Source organism: Streptomyces sp. NPDC019396 (assembly GCF_040632375.1).
Classification (GTDB): Bacteria; Actinomycetota; Actinomycetes; order Streptomycetales; family Streptomycetaceae; genus Streptomyces.
Window position 1 is genome coordinate 27,270 of record NZ_JBEYBS010000036.1, and the last position, 20,149, is coordinate 47,418.

Annotated in this window: 13 protein-coding genes; 8 read left to right on the forward strand and 5 right to left on the reverse strand. The window is 71.1% G+C overall.

Going from position 1 to position 20,149, the window contains the following annotated elements:
• Positions 1–44 precede the first annotated feature (44 nt).
• Entirely contained in the window at positions 45–1,769 is a 1,725-nt protein-coding gene (locus ABZ532_RS28785) for a serine/threonine-protein kinase (protein WP_361290044.1), read from the reverse strand.
• A gap of 496 nt (positions 1,770–2,265) precedes the next feature.
• Between ABZ532_RS28785 and ABZ532_RS28790 the strand changes: the two genes are divergently transcribed.
• From ABZ532_RS28790 to ABZ532_RS28805, 4 genes are all read left to right on the forward strand, one after another.
• Positions 2,266–5,481, forward strand: coding sequence for an FHA domain-containing protein (locus tag ABZ532_RS28790; protein ID WP_361290001.1), 3,216 nt, complete (start codon positions 2,266–2,268; stop codon positions 5,479–5,481).
• 174 nt (positions 5,482–5,655) lie between these two features.
• A complete protein-coding gene (locus ABZ532_RS28795) occupies positions 5,656–7,047 on the forward strand; it encodes an ABC transporter substrate-binding protein (protein ID WP_361290004.1) in 1,392 nt (463 codons plus the stop codon).
• 7 nt (positions 7,048–7,054) lie between these two features.
• A complete protein-coding gene (locus tag ABZ532_RS28800) occupies positions 7,055–8,404 on the forward strand; it encodes a sugar ABC transporter permease (protein WP_361290007.1) in 1,350 nt (449 codons plus the stop codon).
• Complete coding sequence (locus tag ABZ532_RS28805) at positions 8,401–9,342, forward strand: carbohydrate ABC transporter permease (protein WP_361290010.1); 942 nt, start codon at positions 8,401–8,403, stop codon at positions 9,340–9,342. Before ABZ532_RS28800 ends, ABZ532_RS28805 begins: the two co-directional genes overlap by 4 nt.
• A 30-nt stretch (positions 9,343–9,372) precedes the next feature.
• Here the strand turns inward: ABZ532_RS28805 and ABZ532_RS28810 are convergent, their stop codons facing one another.
• Positions 9,373–9,984, reverse strand: a complete 612-nt coding sequence (locus ABZ532_RS28810; RefSeq protein WP_361290013.1) for a TetR/AcrR family transcriptional regulator — start codon at positions 9,982–9,984, stop codon at positions 9,373–9,375.
• Positions 9,985–10,100: 116 nt separating this feature from the next.
• On the opposite strand from ABZ532_RS28810, the gene ABZ532_RS28815 reads away from it, so the two are divergent.
• Positions 10,101–11,018: an ABC transporter permease gene (locus tag ABZ532_RS28815; protein ID WP_361290047.1), complete on the forward strand. Its 918-nt coding sequence runs from the start codon at positions 10,101–10,103 to the stop codon at positions 11,016–11,018.
• On the forward strand, positions 11,011–11,820 hold the full coding sequence (locus tag ABZ532_RS28820) for an ABC transporter ATP-binding protein (RefSeq protein ID WP_361290016.1): 810 nt from the start codon (positions 11,011–11,013) through the stop codon (positions 11,818–11,820). The genes ABZ532_RS28815 and ABZ532_RS28820 overlap by 8 nt, the downstream gene beginning before the upstream one ends.
• Before the next feature lie 81 nt (positions 11,821–11,901).
• Here the strand turns inward: ABZ532_RS28820 and ABZ532_RS28825 are convergent, their stop codons facing one another.
• Positions 11,902–16,848 (reverse strand): NAD-glutamate dehydrogenase, encoded by a 4,947-nt coding sequence (locus ABZ532_RS28825; protein ID WP_361290019.1) that lies wholly within the window; start codon positions 16,846–16,848, stop codon positions 11,902–11,904.
• Between the two features lie 529 nt (positions 16,849–17,377).
• Between ABZ532_RS28825 and ABZ532_RS28830 the strand changes: the two genes are divergently transcribed.
• On the forward strand, positions 17,378–17,944 hold the full coding sequence (locus tag ABZ532_RS28830) for a DJ-1/PfpI family protein (protein WP_361290022.1): 567 nt from the start codon (positions 17,378–17,380) through the stop codon (positions 17,942–17,944).
• 128 nt (positions 17,945–18,072) lie between these two features.
• Here ABZ532_RS28830 and ABZ532_RS28835 read toward each other — a convergent pair whose 3' ends face one another.
• Together ABZ532_RS28835 and ABZ532_RS28840 are read right to left on the reverse strand one after the other, a co-directional pair.
• Positions 18,073–18,735 (reverse strand): HAD family hydrolase, encoded by a 663-nt coding sequence (locus tag ABZ532_RS28835; RefSeq protein ID WP_361290025.1) that lies wholly within the window; start codon positions 18,733–18,735, stop codon positions 18,073–18,075.
• 50 nt (positions 18,736–18,785) lie between these two features.
• Positions 18,786–19,292, reverse strand: a complete 507-nt coding sequence (locus ABZ532_RS28840) for a hypothetical protein (RefSeq protein WP_361290028.1) — start codon at positions 19,290–19,292, stop codon at positions 18,786–18,788.
• Between the two features lie 263 nt (positions 19,293–19,555).
• On the opposite strand from ABZ532_RS28840, the gene ABZ532_RS28845 reads away from it, so the two are divergent.
• Entirely contained in the window at positions 19,556–19,993 is a 438-nt protein-coding gene (locus tag ABZ532_RS28845) for an Rv3235 family protein (protein WP_361290031.1), read from the forward strand.
• The last annotated feature ends 156 nt before the right edge of the window (positions 19,994–20,149 follow it).

Here is a 20,149-nt window from a genome sequence, read left to right on the forward strand (position 1 = left end):
CTGCGGGGCTATTTCCCAGCACGGATGTCGACAAAGCGACAGAGTCACTGCCCGGTGGTGCCCGTCCCGCCGTTGCCGCCCGTGCCCGGGTCCGAGCCCACGAGCTCCCCGATGAAGTCGCTCACCTTGCCGATGCCGTCACCGATGGCGTTCCAGTAGCTCGTGCCCGTGCCGATCCACTGCTGGAGGGGGGTGAGTTCCCAGATCAGCCAGCCCGCGACGAACAGCAGCACCAGGGTGAACAGGCAGCCCTTGAGACAGCCCAGACCGGGAATCCGCATCGGGTTGGCGCCGCGCTGGCGTGGCGGGCGCGGTTCGCGCTGCGGACGCTGGGCCGGCTGCTGGGGCGCCTGAGGCTGCGGCGGGGCGTACTGCTGCCGCTGCGGCGGGTAGTGCCGGGGTGGTACGGGGGCGTACTGCTGCGGAGGGGGCGCGTACTGCTGGCCGCGCTGCGGCTGCGGCTGGCCCTGGGGGCGCTGCCTCGGTCGCTGCGGAGGCTGAGGCGGTGGCGCCTGGCGCTGCGGGCGACGGCGCAGCGGGTCCTCACCCGGGTCCAGGTACTGGATCTGGGTCTGCTCGTTGCGGTCCCGGGCCGCCTGGAGCTGGGACTGCCACGGGTGCGGGTCCTCGGGTCCGGGCCCCTGGGGAACGGGTGGCATGACCGACGTCGGATCGGGCGCGCCGCCGTAGCCGCCGTTGCCGCCGCGCGGCAGGACGCTGGTCGGGTCGGCGTCGCCGCCCGGCCCACCGGTGTGCGGCAGGACGCTGGTGGCGGCCCCGGGGTCGTACTGCGCGGCGTTGCTGGGCAGCACCTGGGTGGGGTCGGCGGCACCCGGCGTCTGCGGGACGGCGGCGGGGTCGGGGTCGGGTGCCAGCAGCGCTCCGACGCCTTCCGCGGCCTCGATCTGCGCGGGCGTGGAGTGCACGCCGATCCCGGCGGCGACGGTACGCAGCCCGCGGGCGAGGTTCTCGGCGCTGGGCCGCTCCCCCGGCTCCTTGCGCAGACAGCGTTCGATGACCGTCCACAGCGGTCCCGGGACGGTCGAGGGGCGACGGGGCTCCTCGCTGAGGTGGCGGTGAAGCACCTCGAGCGCCGTGCCGCCGGCGAACGGCGGACGCCCGGTGACCAACTCGTACAGCAGAATCCCGGCACCGTAGATGTCGACGGCCGAGGTCTGCGGACGGCCCTCGGCGGATTCGGGGGCGACATAGGCGGGCGTGCCGACGAACTCGTGGGTACGGGTCAGGCCCGGGGAGTCCGCGAGGCGCGCGATGCCGAAGTCGGTGAGCATCGGGTGCATCTCGCCGTGGCGCTCGGCCAGCAGCACGTTCGCCGGCTTGAGGTCGCGGTGCACGACGCCGTCGGCGTGGCTGGCGGCGAGCGCGTCCGCGATCTGCGCGGTGAGCAGGGATGCCCCCACCGGGGAGAACGGGCCGCTGTCCCGGAGGTAGCGGTGCAGGTCGGGGCCATCGATCAGATCCATCACCAGGGCGAGCAGATCGCCCTCGACCACCAGGTCGCGCGTGCGGACGATGTTCGGGTGGGTGAGCCGGAGCAGCACGGAGCGCTCGCGCAGGAAGCGCATCACCACGTCCGCGTCGTTCGCGAGCTCTTCCTTGAGGACCTTGATCGCCACGGTCTCGCCCGGCTGGCCGGCGACGGCCGCCTCGGCTCCGGCGGTCTCCCGCTGGCGGGCTCGCCAGACGGTGCCCGTGGCACCGCGGCCGAGCGGTTCCTCGAGCAGGTACTTGCTGCCTACCGGCCGCACGTCATGCGCTCCCTGCTGATCGTGGTTCTGGTCGTACGGGTCGTACGAGTAGTACGGGTGGTACTGGTCACACTGGCCCCCGACCGCGTGTCCGACCCACTGTAGTGCCGCTGATCGGGTCAACGGCGGGCTCACCGGATGTGGACGGTGGGCCGGGTAAGACGCACCCCACGGGCCGATGGTTGCCGGGGGAGCACCGGGTCACCGCCGGGTCACTGCCTGGTCACCGCCGGGATCACCACCGCGTCGACCGCCGAACAGCTGTGCCGATGGCGGCAGAGGCGATCCCAACCAGGCACTTTTGCACCCAGAGCTGACCAATCAAGATCACTTGAGGCCGGGTGGCGGGCAAGTTGTCAGCGGCAGGTGCGAGGATGCCTCCAGCACGCCGTATGGGGTGGGGAGTACCCCGCGGCCGTGCCGACCTGCCGGGTGGGGGGATTCACAAGGCCGCTCCCCTGCCGGGCACCCCGCGCAGAAGGGACCGCTGACGGCGATGCAGATCCGGCTGACCGTCCTCGCGCCGCGCAGCGGCCAGTCCACACCATCCACGCCCCCCGCGCAGTCCGCCGCCACGCCAGGCCCGGCGTCCGCGCCGGAAGCCGCGAGACGCGCGTGTGACGTGCTCGTCACCGCTCCGGCCGGCACGGCGCTGGCCGCGGTGGCCTCCGGCCTCGCGGCGGCCGTGGCCGGTCAGGACGTCGGTCAGGTCGTGCTGTACGCGGGCGGCGAGCGACTGGACGCCCAGCGCTGCGCACTGGGCGAGCCCCCGCTGGTGGACGGGGCCGTGCTGGCCCTCCAGACCCCCGTCGAGGGCGACGCGGACGGCGAAGCCGATGCGGCGGCCCGGCTTCATGTGATCGCGGGCCCGGACGCGGGCGGTGTGCATCTCCTGCACAGCGGCCGGATAGTCATCGGGCGCGCGGCCGAGGCGGACGTCCCCCTCGACGACCCGGACGTCTCCCGGCTCCACTGCGCGGTGACCGTGGCCGACGACGGCCGGGTCACCGTCGCGGACCTCGGCTCCACCAACGGCACCACGCTGGACGGCTCCCCCGTGAGCTCCGGTGCGGTCAGGCTCTCCCCCGGCGCCCTGCTGCGCCTCGGTGAGTCCACTCTGCGGCTGGCACCGACGGCCGCGCCGGAGGCGCTGACCACCACCCCGGACGGAGAGGGGCACCTGCGGGTGCGCGGGGAGCCGGCCAGTGGTGAGGCGGGTGCCCCCACCCCCGAAGCGGAGCAGACCCATGACCCGGGCCCGTACGGCCATGACGGTCGTGAAAGCCATGATGGCCGTGAGCAGGGGGAAGCAGCCGCCGGGCGGCGGCCGGTCCCGTCCTGGGTCCGGGACGAGGTGACGATCCCCGGGCAGGTCCGGCGCGACACCGGCAGCGGGGCGCAGGGCGTGCCGCACGGCGACACCACCCACGGCAGCGGCATCTGGGCCGTCCCGACGGAGCCCGAAGCCCCGCTATCCGGTGATCGGGAACCAGCCGACGAGAGCCCCCCGGGCGGAAGACGCGGCCGGGGGGACGGCGGGTCGCGACGGCGCGGGATAGGGGCGTGGGCGCGACGGTTCACCGGCACCCGGGACGGGGTCGCCGCCGAAGGCGCGGCCGAGCCCGGAGAGCCGGTGGCTGCCGTCACCACCCCGCTGCTGGAGACCTGGCCCGACCCCGCCACCGTGCTGCTCAGCGCGCTGGGCCCCGGGCCCCGTCTGTGGGAGCGGCAGCCAGGGCACCCGGAGGAGCTCGTGGTACGGCTGGGCACGGTGGATCGCGCGGACACGCCGTCCGTACCGGTCACCGTGGGGCTGCGCGAGGCGGGATCGCTCGGTCTCGCGGGGCCCAGGGCCCGGCTCACCGGGCTCGCCCGGTCCGTCGTGGCCCAGCTCGCCGCGCTGCACGCACCCACCGGGCTGGAGATCGTGCTGGTCTGTGCGGACCGCGCGAAGGCGCTGGAGGAGCGCAAGCGGGACTGGAGCTGGCTAGGCTGGCTGCCGCATCTGAGGCCCGCGCACGGGCAGGACTGCCGGCTGCTGGTCGCCTTCGACCGGGACCAGGCCACCGCCCGGACCGCTGAACTGACCCGGCGGCTGGACGACGGCTCGCTCGGACCCGGCTGGCCGAGCGCCGACCGCCACGCGGTGGACGAGGCGGCGGCCCGCCACAGCGGTCCGCGCACCGTGCTGCTGCTGGACGGCGACCCTGGTTCGGCCGCGCTCCGTGAGACCACCGCGCGGCTGGCCGGAGCCGGAGCGGCCGCGGGCATCCATGTGATCTGCCTGGCCGAGACCCCGGCCGCGTCCCCGTCCTCGCCGGTCGCCGCCACCTACGAGGAGGCGTGTGCGGTGTCCCTCGCCTTCCGGGAATGCGGGGCGGTCGCGCTGCTGAGCGGTGATGTGGCGACGGCGCTGCGGCTGCTGCGTACGGCAGGAGGGCAGCCCGCGGGCCATGGCACGGTCGCGGCGGTGGACGCGGTCTCCACGGCCTGGGCCCAGCGCTTCGCCCGGGCGCTGGCGCCACTGCGCGCGGCCGAGCCGCACGGCGGGGGTACGGACTGCCCGGGCGCGCGGCCCATAGCGGCCCCGCTGCCGCGGTCGGCCAGGTTGCTGGACGAATTGGGCCTTGCCCGGGCCACGCCGACCTCGCTGATGGCCCGCTGGGCATCGGCCTCACCCGGCGCGGCGGTGCTGGGCGCGGGCCCGCGCGGACCGCTCGCGGTGGATCTCACCGCCGATGGGCCCCACGTGCTGATCGAGGGCCCGGCCGGCAGCGGCCGTACGGAGCTGCTGCACGCGATCGCCGCTTCACTGGCCGCCGCGGGCCGCCCTGACCAGCTCGGTCTGCTGCTCGTGGACGGCGCCGGCGGCGAGCGAGGTGACGGGCTGGCCGCCTGCACCGACCTCCCCCACGTCGGCGAGCATCTGGTCGCGGCCGATCCGGTCCGCATGCGCGCTTTCGCCCAGGCGCTCGGAGCGGAGCTGAAGCGGCGCGCCGAGCTGCTGGACGGCGAGAGCTTCAGCGAGTGGCACACCCGCCGCGCGGTCCCGGTGCGGCTGGTGGGCCAGCGTCAGCAGGGTCCGGCCGACGGCGGCGGCGCAGTCGGCGCCGGGAGCACTGGCACCCCTCAGGGAGGCGGGACCGCCGACACGGCAGCCGGACGGGCCGCGCCAGCCCCTTCTCTGTCCCGGCTGGTCGTGCTCGTCGACGACTACGACGCGCTGGTCGCCCCCGCGCTCGGCAGCCCCGGCCGGCCCGCTGCGGGTTCCGTCGTACGGGCGCTGGAGGCCGTAGCCAGGGACGGGGAGCGGCTCGGTGTCCATCTGGTCGCGACGTCCGCGCGTCCCGACCGCACTGCGGACACCCAGCTCGCGCGCGGCGTCCGGCTGCGGGTGGAGCTCGACGCCCCCGCGGTGTCGCCTGGTCCGGATGACCCCGTCCCGGGTCGCGGTCGCCTCGCCCATCCCGACGGTGCCACGACCCCGTTCCAGGCGGGCCGGGTGACGGGCCGTATCCCTCGTACGGCGACCCAGCGGCCCACCGTCGTGGAGCTGGAGTGGGAGCGGATGGGCGATCCGCCCACCCGTCGCCCGGTCCGCGAGCTGGGCAACGGCCCCACCGACCTGGCCCTGCTGGCCAGCGCCCTGGACCGCGCCGCCCGCTCGGTCGACGCCGCCCGGCTGCCCCGGCTGACCTCGTCCCCTGCCTGAGAGAGTCACCTGACTCTACGTCACGAGCCCATCACGATCGGCGGCTTGACGGCGATGGCGCTCTTGCCTCCCCTGGGCACCGGGCGTAGACCTGACAGCACGGGACGAAAGCGGTGCTGCCCGCGTCACGGCCGGGCGCGCCCTCCGGAAGCGCACGGCAGAGACGGGGCAGTGATGCGCTCAACGCGGACAGTCGCACGTGGTCGTACGCACAGGGGCACCAGGACGGCCAGGGCCGCCACCGCACTCGTCGCCACGGGGGTGCTCGCGCTCACCGGCTGCGGCGGCGACAGCGACGGCAGCAGTGCACCGGACCGGACAGGCGGCAGCGACTCCGCGCCCACGGTCCAGCTGCCCAGGCTGAACGGCCAGAAGCTCGAGGTCGCGGCGGTCTGGACGGGTCCCGAGCAGGAGAACTTCACCAAGGTCCTCAAGGAGTTCGAGAAGCGCACAGGCGCCAAGGTCACCTTCGTCCCCGCTCAGGACCCGATCGTGAACTTCCTCGGTACGAAGATCGCAGGGGGCAGCCCGCCCGATGTCGCGATGCTTCCGCAGGTAGGCGCGATCCAGCAGGCCGTGGACCAGAAGTGGGCCAAGCCGCTCGGTCCCGAGGCCAGGGCCCAGCTCGGCAGGAACTACGCCAAGGGCTGGCAGGACCTCGGCTCCGTCGACGGCACTCCCTACGGCGTGTACTTCAAGGCCGCCAACAAGTCGCTCTTCTGGTACAACAACGCGGTCTTCGAGAACGCGGGTGCCACCGTGCCCACGACCTGGAACGACCTGCTGAAGACCGCCGAGACGATCTCCGCCTCCGGAGTCACCCCGGTCTCGGTCGGCGGGGCCGACGGCTGGACGCTCACCGACTGGTTCGAGAACGTCTATCTCTCCCAAGCGGGCCCGGAGAAGTACGACCAGCTCGCCAAGCACCAGATCAAGTGGACCGACCCCTCGGTGACCCAGGCCCTGTCGACGCTCGGGGAGCTGTTCGGCAAGCCGTCCCTGATCGCCGGTGGCGCGGATGGCGCGCTCCAGACGGAATTCCCCAAGTCCGTCACCCAGACCTTCACCGGCGGCGACCAGCCCAAGGCGGCGATGGTCTTCGAAGGGGACTTCGTCACCGTCAACATCGCGCAGACCGACGCCAGGATCGGTACGGATGCAAAGGTGTTCCCGTTCCCCAGGGTCGGCGCGGAGCCGCCCGTGGTGACCGGTGGCGACGCTGCCGTCGTGCTCAAGGACTCCAAGGGCGCGCAGGCGCTGCTGACCTTCCTGGCCTCGCCGGACGCCGCGAAGATCTGGGCCGAGTCCGGTGGTTTCATCTCCCCCAACAAGAAGCTGGACCCGGCCGCGTACCCGAACGGTGTGCAGCGGGAGATCGCGAAGGCTCTGATCGCCGCGGGCGACAACTTCCGCTTCGACATGTCGGACCAGATGCCGCAGTCGTTCGGCGGGACTCCCGGCAAGGGTGAGTGGAAGGCGCTCCAGGACTTCCTGAAGCACCCGAAGGACATCGCGGGTACGCAGGCGCGGCTTGAGGCCGACGCGGCCAAGGCGTACAAGGACTGACGCCGCCGTGACCGCTCAGCCAAGCGAAGGGCCACGACGGGAACGGCGCTCGCCGAAGGCACGCAGGAGCGTGACCGGGACCCGGAGGCTGGTCGCCGCCGGCTTCCTGCTGCCGGCACTCGTGCTGCTGGGTGCGCTCGTGGTGTATCCGATCGGGTACTCGGTCTACCGCTCGTTCTTCGACAGGTCCGGGAGCGGGTTCGCCGGGCTAGGCAACTACGTCGAGATCTTCACCGACGACACCATCTTCACCGCCGTCAAGAACAACGCGATCTGGGTCGTGGTCGCTCCGACCGCGGCCACCACGCTCGGTCTGGTGTTCGCCGTGCTCACCGAACGGGTCCGCTGGGGCACCGCGTTCAAGCTGGTGGTCTTCATGCCCATGGCGATCTCCATGCTGGCCGCGGGCATCATCTTCCGGCTGGTGTACGAGCAGGACCCGGAGCGCGGCGTCGCGAACGCGGTCTGGGTGGGGGTGCATGACACCTTCGCCGAGTCGGCCGGCTTCCCGAACGCCCACCCCCTGCCCGCCCATCCGCTGGAGGCTGCGGGTGGCGGGGCGTTCATCACGAAGGACCCGGTCCCGGCGGGCGGAGCCGCGGTGCTGCTGCCTCTCGTAGGGGTGGCCCCCGCGAAGATGCCGGCCGACGCCCGGCCGGCCCGTACCCCTGCCCCGGAACCGGGGAAGATCACCGGCACCGCCTGGCTGGACTTCACCCGGGGCGGGGGCGGCAGGCCCAACACCGTCGACCCGCAGGAGCTGGGCCTCAGCGGCATCAGGATCGAGGCGGTGAAGGACGGCAAGGTCGTCGCCACGGCCACGGCGGGCGCCGACGGTACGTTCACTCTCCCCGCACAGGCGGACGGTGCCCGGCTCCGGCTGCCGGAGAGCAACTTCCGGGAGCCGTACAACGGAGTCGACTGGCTCGGTCCCTCTCTGGTGACCCCGGCGATCATCGGCTCGTACCTCTGGATGTGGGCGGGCTTCGCGATGGTGCTGATCGCCGCAGGGCTGGCAGCCGTGCCACGGGAGCTGCTGGAGGCCGCCCGGGTGGACGGGGCCAGTGAGTGGCAGGTCTTCCGGAGGGTGACCGTTCCGCTGCTGGCGCCGGTCCTCGCCGTGGTCATGGTCACGCTGATGATCAACGTACTGAAGATCTTCGACCTGGTCTTCATCATCGCGCCCGGCTCGTCCCAGGACGATGCGAACGTGCTGGCGCTCCAGCTCTACCGGTCCTCCTTCGGCACCGATGCCGACCTCGGCGTGGGCAGTGCGATCGCGGTACTCCTCCTGCTGCTGGTGATTCCGGTGATGCTGTTCAACATCCGCAGGATGCGAAGGGAGACGCGCCGATGACCGCGACGGGCCCGGACGGCGCCGGTGGCACGGCCGAGGCGGCCCGGAAGACCCATGCGTCCGCAAGCGCCCGGTCCGGGAGCGGGAGGCCCTCGCTCGCCTCGCGGATCGCCGCCCGCACGGGTGGTGGCGCCCTGCGGGTCGTCCTCGTCCTCGCCGGGCTGTTCTGGCTGATACCGGCGATCGGCCTGCTGCTCTCCTCGCTGCGCTCACCCGCCGACATCAATGCGAGCGGGTGGTGGGAGGTCTTCGCCCAGCCCGCCCAGCTCACCGCCGAGAACTACACCAGGCTGCTCCAGAACGACACCATCACCCACTCGCTGCTCGCCACGGTCCTGATCACCGTCCCAGCGACGGTCCTGGTCGTGGTGATCGGCTCGCTCGCCGGTTATGCCTTCGCCTGGATGGACTTTCCCGGGCGTGACTGGTGGTTCCTGGCAGTGGTCGCCCTGCTCGTGGTCCCGGTGCAGGTCGCCCTGGTCCCGGTCTCGAGGCTGTTCGGCGAGATCGGGATCTTCGAGACGACGGCCGGGGTGGTGATCTTCCATGTCGCCTTCGGCCTGCCCTTCGCGATCTTCCTGCTGCGGAACTTCTTCGCGGAGATCCCGAGGGAGCTGCTTGAGGCGGCCCGGCTCGACGGGGCGGGTGAGATCCGGCTGTTCACCCGGGTGGTGCTGCCGCTGGGCGCTCCGGCGATCGCCTCGCTGGGCATCTTCCAGTTCCTGTGGGTATGGAACGACATGCTGGTCGCACTGATCTTCGCCGACTCCGAGTCACCGCCGATCACGGTCGCCCTTCAGCAGCAGGTGCGGCAGTTCGGCAACAACATCGACGTACTGGCCCCCGGGGCGTTCGTCTCGATGGTGATCCCGCTGGTGGTGTTCTTCGCGTTCCAGCGGCAGTTCGTGTCCGGGGTGATGGCAGGGGCGGTGAAGTAGGGAGCGGGTCCCCGCCGGCCGGGCAGGTCCTCAGCTCTGGCGGGTGAGGGCCGCCACAGCCGAGGCCGCCAGGTCGTCCAGATAGCCCTCGGGCAGGTCACCCCGCACCACCACCAGCCGCCAGTACAGCGGTCCGACGATCAGGTCGAGGGCGCGGTCGGGGTCGGCCGACTCCGGGAGTTCGCCGCGCGCCACCGCGTCGCGAACCACGAGCGCCGCGACTCCCTGCTGGCTGTCGAACAGCGCTGCCCTGACCGCCTGGGCGATCTCCGGGTTACGGGCGGACTCGACCAGCAGATCGGGGATGACCTGGGACGCCACCGGGTGGCGCAGGGCGTGCGAGGCGACTTCGAGCAGCGCGCGGACGTCCCCGTACAGCGAGCCGGTGGCCGGGGCGGGCAGCCCCTGGGCGGCGAACGCCGAGACGAGGTCCAGGACCAGGGACAGCTTGGACTTCCAGCGCCGGTAGACCGCGGTCTTGCCGACTCCCGCCCGCCGGGCGATGCCCTCGATCGACATCCGGGCGAAACCGACCGTCGCCAGCTCCTCGAAGACGGCGGAGCGAATCGCCTCGGTGACGTCCTCCCGGAGCACTGCGGCTCCCGCGGGGGTGCGGCGTGGGTGTCCCGGCTCCGTGGTCATGTCCACGAGCATAACCCGTGACGACGAGACGGTTGCGTTGCGACGTCGTAACGCCCTACTGTCGCCGTAACGACGATACGGTTGCGTTGCGACGGTGAGGGAGCGTGTACGTGAGCGTGGGCAGCAGCCAGACGATCTCCAGACCGCCCGGGGCACCGGCGCCCGGCGACAGCCTGAGCGCGCTCGCCGCCCGGCACGGGCTGAAGGTCAGCGGCGCCCGCCCAGCGCTCCCCGAGTACGTCCGGCAGCTCTGGTCGCGTCGCCACTTCATCACTGCGTTCGCGACCGCCCGGCTCACCGCTCAGTACAGCCAGGCGAAGCTGGGCCAGGTCTGGCAGCTGATGACCCCGCTGCTCAACGCGGCGGTCTACTACTTCATCTTCGGAGTGCTGCTCAAGACCAGCCGCCATGTGTCCGACTTCGTGCCGTTCCTGGTCACCGGGGTCTTCATCTGGACCTTCACGGCCAACTCGATCACGACCGGGACGAGGGCCATCTCCGGCAACATCGGCCTGGTACGGGCCCTGCACTTCCCACGTGCCGCCCTGCCCATCGCGCTGGCGCTCCAGCAGCTCCAGCAGCTGCTGTTCTCCATGGGCGCCCTGATCGTGATCCTGATGGGCTTCGGGCAGTTCCCCAAGGCGTCCTGGCTACTCGCGCTGCCCGCGCTGCTGCTCCAGGCGCTCTTCAACACCGGGGTCTCGATGGGCATGGCGCGGCTCGCCGCGCGTACCCCCGACATCGCGCAGCTGATGCCGTTCATCCTGCGCACCTGGATGTACGGGTCCGGTGTGATGTGGAGCATCCACGCCGTGCTGAAGGGCCGGCACCTGCCGCACGCGGTGGAGCTGGCAATCCAGTGCAACCCGGCAGCCGTCTATATCGACCTCGTCCGCTTCGCGCTCATCGACAGCTACACGTCGGCCCAGCTGCCACCGCATGTCTGGGCGGTCGCCCTCGGTTGGGCCGTGGTCTTCGGGGTGGGCGGATTCGTGTACTTCTGGAAGGCAGAGGAACAGTACGGCCGTGGCTGACCACATCGCAGGGGATCCGCGGACACGGGACAGGATCCCCACCGTCGTCGTCGACGGTGTCCACATCACCTATACCGTCAACGGCGCGAAGAGCGCCCCGGGCCGTGGCGCCGCCACCGCCGCGCTGAGCCGGCTCCTCTCCCGGCGCCGGGACCCCGACGGCGGCGGGCGCAAGGTCCACGCCGTCAAAGGAGTCAGCTTCACCGCCTACAAGGGCGAGGCCATCGGCCTGATCGGCTCCAACGGCTCGGGCAAGTCCACCCTGCTGAAGGCCATCGCGGGGCTGCAGCCCACCGCCAAGGGCAGGGTCTACACCCACGGCCAGCCGTCGCTGCTCGGCGTGAACGCCGCCCTCATGGGGGATCTGACCGGCGAGCGCAATGTGATCCTCGGCGGTCTCGCGATGGGCATGACCCGCGAGGAGGTCCGCGAACGCTACGAGGAGATCGTCGAGTTCTCCGGGATCAACGAGAAGGACGACTTCATCTCCCTGCCCATGCGGACGTACTCCTCCGGTATGGGCGCCCGGCTGCGCTTCTCCATCGCGGCGGCCAAGAACCACGATGTGCTGCTGATCGACGAGGCCCTGGCGACGGGCGACGCGAAGTTCCAGCGCCGCAGCCAGGAACGGATCGCCGAACTGCGGGAGCAGGCGGGCACTGTGTTCCTGGTCAGCCACAGCAATGGCGCGATCACCCAGACGTGCGACCGCGCGCTGTGGTTGGAATCGGGGACGCTACGGATGGACGGGCCCGCCGCGGAGGTCGTCGCCGCGTACGAGGCGTTCACTCGCAAGAAGTAGCTCCCGGCACACGTACGGGCACACGTACTGAGGGGGCGCCCACCGCCGTGGTGGGCGCCCCCTCAGTCACTCCGAGCAGCGTCAGGTGTGTGCCCGCAGCAGCTGCCGCATCGTCCGCATCGCCACCGACAGGTTCGCCAGGTCGAACGTGTCCGAGCCCTGGATCTCCTCCAGCGTGGTCCGTGCCCTGCCCAGGATCGCCGCGTTCTTCTCCTCCCAGGCCGTGAAGCGCTCCTCAGGCGTGGCACTGCCGTTGCCCGCGGCCAGCACGTCCGAGGTGAGCATCGCGTGCGCCGCGTACAGGTCCTCGCGGATGGACGCCCGGGCCATGGACTGCCAGCGGTCGGCCCGCGGCAGCTCGATGATCCGGTCCATCAGCTCGGTGATCCGCAGCCGGTCCGCCAGGTCGTAGTAGATCTCGGCGACGGCCAGCGGGTCCTTGCCGGTGCGGTCGGCGATCGCCACGATGTCGAGCGTCGGGAAGGCCGAGGAGAACCCGGCGACCCGTGTCGCCAGCTCGTCGGGCACGCCCGCGGCCGTGAACTCCTCCAGCAGCCCCTCGTACCACTCCAGGTCGTCGCCCCGGAGCATCTTGGGCAGCTCGGCCCAGACCTGCTCGACGCCCGCAGCGAAGAAGTCGATCGTCTCCGTGAGCTCGAGCGGCTGCGGACGGTTGCCCAGCAGCCAGCGCGTGCCGCGCTCGACGAGCCGGCGCGAGTGGAGCCGGATACGGGTCTGGACGTCCGCCGCGACCTGGTTGTCGAGCGCCTCGACGGCGTCCCACACCCCACCGAGCCCGAAGATGGCGCGGGCCGCGGTCTGCGCCCGGACGATCTCCTCGATCGAGGCCCCGGTCTCCTCGCGCAGCCGGTGGAGGAAGGTCGATCCGCCCGTGTTGACGGTGTCGTTGACCAGGACGGTGGTGACGATCTCGCGGCGCAGCGCATGGCCGTCGACCGCGTCGGTGAACTTCTCGCGCAGCGCCTTCGGGAAGTACGCGTACAGCAGGCGCCGCAGATACGGGTCGTCGGGCAGCGAGGTGCCGATCAGCTCCTCCGCCACAGTGATCTTGGTGTAGGCGAGCAGCACGGCGAGCTCGGGCTGGGACAGGCCCTGCCTGTTGTTCAGCAGGTCCCGGATCTGCCGGTCGTTCGGCAGGAACTCCAGCGCCCGGTCCAGTGCCCCGTCCCGGCCCAGCCTGCGCATGAAGCGCTGGTGGGCGTGGAGCAGGCTCGGGGACTGTGCGACGGCGTTGGACAGGGCCACGTTCTGCGCGTAGTTGTTGCGCAGCACCAGCCTGCCGACCTCGTCGGTCATCTCGGCGAGCAGCTTGTTGCGCTGCTTGACGGTCATGTCGCCGTCCGCGACCAGACCGTTCAGCAGGATCTTGATGTTCACCTCGTGGTCGGAGGTGTCCACGCCCGCGCTGTTGTCGATGGCATCGGTGTTGACCCGTCCGCCGCCCCGGGCGAACTCGATCCGGCCGAGCTGGGTCAGGCCCAGGTTTCCACCCTCACCGACCACCTTGGCCCGCAGTTCGTCGCCGTTGACGCGGATCGGGTCGTTGGCCTTGTCGCCGACGTCGGGGTTGGACTCGGTGACGGCCTTGACGTACGTGCCGATGCCGCCGTTCCACAGCAGGTCCACCGGGGCCTGGAGGATCGCCTTCATCAGCTCGGCCGGGGTCAGCTTGGTGACGCCCTCGTCGATGCCGAGGGCCTCCCGGACGTGCGAGTTGACCGGGATCGACTTGGCGGTTCGGGGGTGGATGCCGCCGCCCGCCGAGAGCAGTTCCTTGTTGTAGTCGGCCCAGGAGGAGCGGGGCAGCTCGAACAGCCTGCGGCGCTCGGCGTACGAGACGGCCGCTTCCGGGTCCGGGTCGATGAAGATGTGACGGTGGTCGAAGGCCGCGACCAGCCGGATGTGCTCGGACAGCAGCATGCCGTTGCCGAACACGTCACCCGACATGTCGCCGACCCCGACGACGGTGAAGTCCTCCGTCTGGGTGTCGTGCCCGAGCTCGCGGAAGTGCCGCTTGACGGACTCCCAGGCGCCGCGGGCCGTGATGCCCATGCCCTTGTGGTCGTAGCCCGCGGAACCGCCGGACGCGAACGCGTCGCCGAGCCAGAAGTTGTAGGCGACCGCGACCTCGTTGGCGATGTCCGAGAAGGTGGCGGTGCCCTTGTCGGCGGCGACGACGAGGTAGGTGTCGTCCTCGTCGTGGCGCACCACGTCGTGCGGCGGCACGACCTCGCCCGCCACCAGGTTGTCGGTGATGTCGAGCAGCGCGGAGATGAAGGTCTTGTAGCAGGCGATGCCCTCGGCGAGCCAGGCGTCGCGGTCCACGGCCGGGTCCGGCAGCTGCTTGGCGACGAAGCCGCCCTTGGCGCCGACCGGCACGATCACGGTGTTCTTCACCATCTGCGCCTTGACCAGGCCGAGGATCTCCGTACGGAAGTCCTCACGCCGGTCGGACCAGCGCAGACCGCCGCGGGCGACCTTGCCGAAGCGCAGGTGGACACCCTCGACACGCGGGGAGTACACCCAGATCTCGTACGCCGGGCGGGGCGCGGGCAGGTCCGGGATGGCCTGCGGGTCGAACTTCATCGACACATAGCCGTGCCGTGTACCGCCGCCTGCCTCCTGGAAGAAGTTGGTGCGCAGGGTGGCCTTGATGAGGGTGAGGAAGGAGCGCAGGATCCGGTCCTCGTCCAGCGAGGCGACCTGGTCGAGCGCGAAGTCCAGCTCCTCGAGCAGTCCGTCGATCAGCTCCGTACCGGCGTGCTGGCGGTCCGGTGACATCCGGGCCTCGAACAGGTTGATCAGCAGCCGGGTGGTGTGGACGTTGTTGAGGAGGGTGTCCTCCATGTAGTCCTGGCTGAAGGTCGAACTGGCCTGGCGCAGGTACTTGGCGTAGGCGCGCAGCACCACGGCCTCGCGCCAGTTGAGCCCGGCGCGCAGCACGAGCGAGTTGAACGAGTCGTTCTCCGCGGCGCCCGTCCACACGGCGGCGAAGGCGTCCTGGAAGCGCTCGCGGGCGTCGTCGCCGAGGAAGTCCCCACCGCCGTTGCCACTGGGGAGCGGCATCCGCAGACCGAAGTCGTAGATCCAGGCGTGGGTGCGGTCGGCGCAGCGCAGCTCGTACGGGCGCTCGTCGATGACCTCGACGCCGAGGCGGTTGAGCACCGGCAGCACGACGGACAGGGAGACCTGCTCGCCGAGCCGGTAGATCTTGAAGCGGCGCTCACCGGGGGCGGCGCCGACCGGCTCGTAGAGGGAGAGCGAGAACTCCTTGCCGGAGCTGCTGAGCTGGTCCAGATGGGAAAGGTCGGAGACAGCGGCACGCGGGGAGTGGTCGGCCTTGTAGCCCTCGGGGAAGGCGTTGCCGTACTTGCGCAGCAGCTCGGCGGCGCGCTCCTCGCCCGCCTCGGCGTTGAGCGCCTCGGCGAAACCGTCGGCCCAGGAGCGGGCGGCCTCGACGAGCCGGGCCTCGATCCGGTCCTTGTCGGTGTCGGTGAGGTGGGTGAGCTCGCTGCCGGGTGCGACGCGCACGACGAAGTGCAGCCGGGTCAGCACCGACTCGGTGCTCATCAGGGTGAAGTCGACGCTGCTGCCGTCGAGCTCCTCCTTGAGGATTCCGGTCAGACGTTCCCGGACGGTGGTGTTGAAGCGGTCGCGCGGCAGGTAGACCAGGGCCGAGTAGTAGCGGCCGTACTCCTCCTGGCGCAGGTAGAGCCGCAGCCTGCGGCGCTCCTGGAGGTAGAGCACGCTGGTGACGATCTCACGGAGCTGGTCCGGCGGAGTCTGGAACAGCTCGTCGCGCGGGAAGGTCTCCAGGATCTGGAGCAGGTCGCGGCCGTCGTGGCTGTTCGGCGAGAAGCCGGCGCCCTCCAGGACCTCGACGACCTTGCGCCGGATGACCGGGACACGGCGGACCGACTCGGTGTAGGCGGCCGAGGAGAAGAGCCCGAGGAAACGCCGCTCACCGATGACGTTGCCCTTGTCGTCGAACTTCTTGACGCCGACGTAGTCGAGGTAGGACGGGCGGTGCACGGTGGAGCGGCTGTTGGCCTTGGTGAGGATCAGCAGCTTGTGCTCGCGGGCCTTGGCGCGGGCGTCGGCGGGGAGCCGGTTGAAGGAAGGGCTCACCGGGTGGCCGTGGGCGTCGTCGCCGCTGTGGTGCGGGTCGGAGCGGAGGATGCCGAGCCCGGTGCCGGGCACGGCGGACAGCGCGTCACCGTCCACGAGGTTGTACTCGCGGTAGCCGAGGAAGGTGAAGTGGTCGTCGGCGAGCCAGCGCAGCAGCTCACGGGCCTCGTCGACGTCCTCGTTGCGGATGTCCTCGGCGATGGGCTCGCGGGGCAGTCCTTCCGCGATGCGCAGCGCGGCCTCGCGCATCTTCTCCCAGTCCTCGACGGCCTCGCGGGCGTCGGACAGCACCCGCAGCAGGTCGGTGGTGATCTGCTTGAGGTCGGCGCGATCGGTCTCGCGGTCGATCTCGACGTGGATCCAGGACTCGACGAAGGCGTCGTGGGGGAGCGTGGCGCCGTTGGACTCGGCGCGGAGCACCTCGATGAGCTTGCCGGTGACGTCGCGGCGGACGGTGATCTGCGGGTGGATCACGACATGGATGCCGCGGCCCTGGCGGGTGAGCTCGTTGGTGACCGAGTCGACCAGGAAGGGCATGTCGTCGGTGACGACCTCGACGACGGAATGGCTGGAGGTCCAGCCGTTCTCCTCGACCGTCGGGGTGTGCACCCGGACGTTGGCCGTGCCCTGCGGGCGGTTCTCCGCCAGCCGGAAGTGCGAGACGGCGGCGCCGTAGACATCGACCGGGTCACGGTCGGTGAGGTCCTCGGGCGCGGTGTGCAGGTAATAGCGCTGGAGGTACGCGAGGAGCGTGGCCCGGTCAGGGCGCTCCCCGCCGTCGGACCCAGTCGGAAGTTGCCCCCCGCCCGGGCTGTTCTCAGCTACCCGAGCGGCCCTCTCGAGCAACTCGGCCTTGGCTTCGTCCAGCTTGGTCTGCATGTCCTCTGGCTCCTGTCGCGCGCCGTTGCGTGACGTAGGTGGAAACGTAGGCACAACGCCACGACGCGGGGTGTCCGGTCAGGGTCGACGCTATGCCGAAATGAGAGATGCCCGAGCCGCGTTCGGCCGATTCCGGCTGCGACGGGCCCGGGGTGTACCGCGGGCCGCGACTATGCGGGCCGCAGGGAAGATCAGCTCGCACCCGGCCGCTGTGGCGTCCCGGGCGCGGTCCCCCAGCTGTCACTGGGCGGAGCCCGTCGGGGGCTGCACTGCCCCCGCGGCGTATCGCGCTGATCACGGGACAAGGCTATCGCCCCCGACCCCGTAGCCGTCATGAGCCGTATGTGTACAAAAGCGGGGCCGGAAGTTTGACACTCTGGACAGCGACACATGGCCTCTTGGCAAACCCGCCGCGGATGGGCAGGTTGACCCCGTGGACCAAGGACCACAATCAACCCTGAAGCATTGAACAACCTCAGACCCGAACGATAGCGACAAATCAATACATCGATTCCGGGGAGCAGCAGCCATGACTGTGCAGATCCTGATCGTCACCGGCGACGCGGCCGAGTCACTCGAAGTGCTGTATCCGTACCAGCGACTCCGCGAGGAGGGGTACGAGGTCCATATCGCGGCCCCCTCGCGCAAGAGGCTCCAGTTCGTGGTGCACGACTTCGAGCCCGGCTTTGACACGTACACGGAGAAGCCGGGGTACACCTGGCCCGCCGATCTGGCGTTCTCCGAGGTCGACCCGGGCCACTACGCGGCGATCGTCATCCCGGGCGGCCGGGCGCCCGAGTACCTCCGCAACGATCCCGAGCTCCGCAAGATCCTCAAGTCCTTCTTCGACGCGGACAAGCCCGTGGCGCAGATCTGCCACGGCCCCCTGCTGACGGCGGCCGTCGGCAGCCTCACGGGCCGCCGCGTCACGGCATATCCGGCACTCGAACTCGACATGCAGTCGGCCGGCGCCTCGTTCCGCGACTCGGAGGCCGTGGTGGACGGCACCCTGGTGTCATCCCGGGCCTGGCCGGACCACCCGGCGTGGATGCGTGAATTCCTGAAGGTCCTGCGGGAGAAGGCCCCGCTGAGCTGACACGTCATGCGACACGAGGTCCGGCCGCCGTGCCCGCCGGTGGCCGGACCGGGCGCCGCGGGCCCGCCGAGCGGCGAACACGTGACGACCGGCGAAGGCCATGGCCGCCGTGCGGCCCGTCGCCGCCGTTACGCCAGCAGCTCCTCGGCCACCAGCACGGCCTCGGCGAGGGTGTCCACCACCGGGACCCCGGCCAGCCGCAGGCTGGCCGTACTGTGCGACCCACCGGAGTACAGCACCGCCCGGGCCCCCACATGATGGGCGGCGACGGCGTCGTCCACCGCGTCGCCGATCACCACGATCCGGTCCGCTTCGATGCCTTCCAGCGCCGCCAGATGGCGCACCATGTGCTCGGCCTTGCCGGTATGGGAACCGCCGATCCGGCCGTCGACCCGCGTGAAGCGCGCCTCGATGCCGTGCCGCCGCACGATGGGTATCAGGTGCTCATGCGGGGCCAGCGAGAGCAGCGACTGCGTACGGCCCGCCGCCTGGCGCCTCGCGAGCAGCTCGGCGGCACCCGCCGCGAGTCCGCAGGCGTCCGCGCGCTGCCAGTAGTGCCGGTGGAACACCTCGTCCATGACGGCCCACTCGGCATCCGAGGGGAGCCGGCCCATGAGACGTTCGTAGAACCGGGGCACCGGCACGCAGTACAGGTCCCGGTAGCGCTCCAGCGTGATCGGCTCCAGGCCGATCTCCGCGAAGGACGCGTTGGTCGCCTCGATGACGGCGTGGATGTCATCGAGGAGTGTGCCGTTCCAGTCCCAGACCAGATGCTCGCTGTGCTTCCCCATGGCAGGAAACGGTACCTTCCGGGTCCGACAGCGGCCTCCCCGTGCCGGTGTCAGCCAATGAGTCCGGGGATCTCCTGCACGCCGAACCACAGCAGCTCATGGTCCTCCGCGCCGTCCACGATGAACTGCGCGTCGTCGTCCCCGTGGTCGGCCGCGCCGAGCGCGCCGGCCGCCGCTGACACATCGGCTTCCGCCTCGACCGAGTCCACGTGCACCGACGCCGCCTTCTTCAGGGGCACCGCCGAGGCGATCCGCACCTCACCGAGCGAGGCCGAGCCGAGCCCGTGGTCCGGGTCGGCGACGGCGTCACCATCGGACACGTCGACGGCCACCACGACCCGGCGCCGGGGTGTACCCGGGTCTCCGGCCAGCAGTCGCAGCGAGGCGGCGGCGGCCCTGCTGAGCGCGGCGTACTCGAGCTCCTCGATGTCGTCGGAGACGTACCACTCCCGCAGCGCCGGCGTGACGGCGTAGGCCGTCAGCGGCCCGGAGCCCAGTTCACCCACTTTGTACGCCTCCGCGAGACCCGGGATGGTCAGGGGTACGTAGACGCGCATGGCCGGCCGCTTTCGTCGTCGGGTGAACACCTAAGGATACGTGCGCGATCCCCCGTCAGAGTGCCCCCGAGCCCGCCCCCCGGGGTCAGTCCGGCACCCTGGAAACCCCTTCCCTCAGGCTTCGCACAGGCCTCTGATCACCCTGATAGGTGATTCCCCGCGCCGCCGCGGGGAGAGGGGGCACCGCTTGCGACAGGTCCGTGACTCCGCGTAGACAACCCGCGACTGAAAGTTACTTGCGGGTATCGGAAGGAGCGACAGCCATGGACCACACCTCGGCCCTGAGTCACCCGCCCGGCAGGCGCCACGACAGCCGCGGCCCGGGCCGTCTCACACCACGCCGCACGGGGGTGGCTGGAGCGAGATCCCGGCTCCCCCGCTACTGGTTCGCGGAGCGCCTGCTCGCGGTGCTCAGTGGCACCCGCCCGGTCCACTGGATGCTCGGCCACACCGTGGGGGACGGCTATGAGCATCTGGTACGCCTCGCCCCGGGCACCCCGCTGGCCGCGAACGGTGTGCGGCCGGTGCTGCGGCACTGCGACGAGTACATCCCGCGGCCCGGAGTCATCGAGGCCTTCGCCCGGATCGGCACGGGCGACCGGGTGTCGGCCATGGCGTTCCGCCTGGAACGGGGCCCCGACCTGCGCTGGCGCTGCGCGGCGATTGAGCTCGGCGGCGAGCGGATCGTCGTCGATGCGTAAGACGTAGGAAGGGAGCGTGAGGCAAGGGCAGTGACGGCCGTGGGCCGGACACCGGCTGCCCCGCCGCCGCAAGAAGTAGTCCCGCACGGGGATCCAGTAACGGGACCCGTGAAGGGCAGTGACGGCCGTGGGCCGGACACCGGGCAGCCGGTGTCC